The 2796-nt window shown below is 39.2% G+C and carries 1 protein-coding gene and 1 pseudogene; both read right to left on the bottom strand.

All coding sequences use genetic code 11. The features are described 5' to 3' along the window. Positions 1-392: 392 nt before the first annotated feature. Complete coding sequence (gene trpE / locus PSN35_RS06880; protein WP_300031317.1) at positions 393-1847, bottom strand: anthranilate synthase component I; 1455 nt, start codon at positions 1845-1847, stop codon at positions 393-395. A gap of 81 nt (positions 1848-1928) precedes the next feature. Next, a pseudogene (locus tag PSN35_RS06875) lies at positions 1929-2796 on the bottom strand (DNA-directed RNA polymerase subunit beta'); the annotation flags it as partial.

The raw sequence follows: 2796 nt of genomic DNA, 5'->3' as shown, positions 1-2796 counted from the left end.
CTGGCAAGTTTCCACCAGGGATCATGTGGCACGCTAAACAATTACCTGCCTTACGGCCAAATGTAACCTCTTCGTCTGTCATCTCTTTAGCACCTGCTTCTAGTGGCATTACAAATAATGCTGCTAAAGCGGCAACTGCCGAAATTGAAGAAATAGTTTTCTTCATGTTTCTCTCCTCTATGTATTTAAAAAACTGATTAATTACTGTTGAAAATTAATTCAGAAACGCTTATGATAATTAAAAATACAACATATGCAACACCTTTAAAAGGTGCTAATATAGAGGGGTTTGGAATGAACTGTAATATTTATACAACAAATATATCAAAAAGATATACTATTTTAAACTGTAATATTTTTTTTGATATAAGTCAAAAAACAAATAAAAATCGTTAAACCTGCTCAGCAGCTTTAATCAGTGCCATGGCTTTATGCATGGTTTCATCCCATTCTGATTGAGGAACAGAATCATGCACAATGCCAGCGCCAGCCTGTACATAAAGCGTCTCGTCTTTAACCACAGCAGTACGAATGGCGATAGCCATGTCCATACAACCATGCCACGATAAGTAACCAATAGCGCCCGAATAGATATTGCGTTTAAGTGGCTCAACTTCATTGATGATTTCCATAGCGCGAACCTTAGGCGCACCACTCAGGGTGCCTGCAGGGAACGTGGCCTTAAGAACATCCATAGCGCTCATTTGTTCTTGCAAGTCACACTCCACATTAGAGACAATATGCATTACGTGTGAATAGCGCTCTACAAACATTTTATCGGTCAACTTTACACTACCCGTTTTTGCAATTCGGCCTAAGTCATTACGACCCAAATCAATCAGCATTAGGTGCTCAGCGATCTCTTTTTCGTCAGCTAGCAAGTCTTGTTCAAGTGCTAAATCTTGCGCTTGATCTTTGCCGCGCATTCGCGTACCAGCAATCGGCCTTACAGTTGCTCGGCGATCACTGTCAACACGAGTTAGAATCTCGGGTGATGAACCAATAATATTAACATCACCTAAATTAAGATAATACATATAAGGTGATGGATTAAGTCGTCTAAGTTGTCGATATAACTCGATAGCTGGCGCCGTATAAGGTGCGCTTAGGCGTTGTGAAGGCACCACCTGCATGACATCACCTGCGACAATATATTGCTGAATACGACTTACTGTCTGCTTATAGCTTTGCTCACCAAAGCTTGATTTAAAATCTTCAGGCTTTAGATGATCAGATTGATAAGATTGCTTAATTAGTGGCTGATCAATTTGTGCTTCAATTTCATCCAAACGTGCTAATGCCTGCTCGTAGGAATGGGTGTCTGGATTGATATGAGTTAATAAGAATGCCTTATTGGCCAAATTGTCAAATACCACTAGATCATTCGACACCATTAGCAGAATATCTGCTACATTCAGCTCATCTTTTAAATTAATATCTTTTAATTTCGGCTCAATATAACGAATGATTTCATAGCCAAAATAACCAACCAAACCGCCATTAAATTCAGGCAGATCATTAATTTCAGGCACCTTAAAATTTTTCTGATAATTTTCAATCCAGGCAAGTGGATCTTTAACGTCAATTCGATCAATAACTGCACCGTCTTGCTCTATTTGAATTTCGTAATCGAACACCTTAACAACCGTTTGTGCATGCAAGCCAATCATTGAATAACGGCCCCATTTTTCACCGCCTTGGACGGATTCAAATAAATAGCTATAAGTGTTATTTGCCAACTTTAAATACAAACCCAGGGCAGTGTCGGTATCAAGTACCACCTCTCTAAAAACCGGAATATGGTTATAACCTTGATCTACATATTTATCGAAACTTGTTTTGTTCATAAGCGCATTTTAACGGATTTTAGACATAAAAAAACCGCATCGAGATTCGATGCGGTTTTAGCTAGCTTTAAAACTTAAGAATTACTCTTGAGCTTCTTCAGCTTCACTCAACTCAGCAGCTAATGCAATTTCGGCATCCGCACTGTGCGTCATACTTGCATCGCGCTTAGCACGACGCTCTTGATGGTGAGCAAAACCTGTTCCTGCAGGAATTAAACGACCTACAATTACATTTTCTTTCAAGCCTTGTAAAGTATCAACACGGCCAGTTGTAGAAGCTTCAGTTAACACTCGAGTAGTCTCTTGGAATGAAGCCGCAGAAATGAATGATTCTGTTGCTAATGAAGCTTTAGTAATACCCATTAACAATCTTTGGTAAGTAATCAATGATTTTCCTTGGGCAGCTAATTGCTTATTAGTTTCAATTACTCTAGCGTATTCGGCTGTTTCACCATTAACAAACTTAGAGTCACCAGCGTCAAGCACTTCGACTTTACGTAGCATTTGCTTAACAATTACTTCAATGTGCTTATCAGAGATGTTTACACCTTGTAGGCGATATACATCTTGTACTTCTTTAACCACATAGTTAGCTAATGCTTCAACACCTAACAGACGCAAGATATCATGAGGATTTGAAGGGCCATCAGAAATAACATCACCCTTCTCAACTGTTTCACCGTCAAAGACGTTAATTTGGCGCCATTTATGAATCATCATTTCTGTCGCTTCACCTTCAGCTGAAGTGATAATTAAACGATCCTTACTCTTGGTTGGATTACCAAAACTAACAACACCAGACTCTTCTGCAAGAATTGAATGATCTTTTGCTTTACGTGCCTCAAACAAGTCAGCAACACGTGGTAGACCACCGGTAATATCACTGGTCTTAGACTGATCTTTTGGAATTTTAGCCAAAACTTCACCCGCAGCAATTACTTGGTTATCT

This window comes from Candidatus Thioglobus sp., assembly GCF_028599055.1.
Taxonomy (GTDB): domain Bacteria; phylum Pseudomonadota; class Gammaproteobacteria; order PS1; family Pseudothioglobaceae; genus Thioglobus_A.
This window is presented reverse-complemented; position numbering and strand designations above follow the sequence as displayed.

Excerpts from the sequence above, each read along its gene's own strand:
- trpE (WP_300031317.1), bottom strand. The coding sequence starts at position 1,847 with ATGAACAAAACAAGTTTCGATAAATATGTAGATCAAGGTTATAACCAT.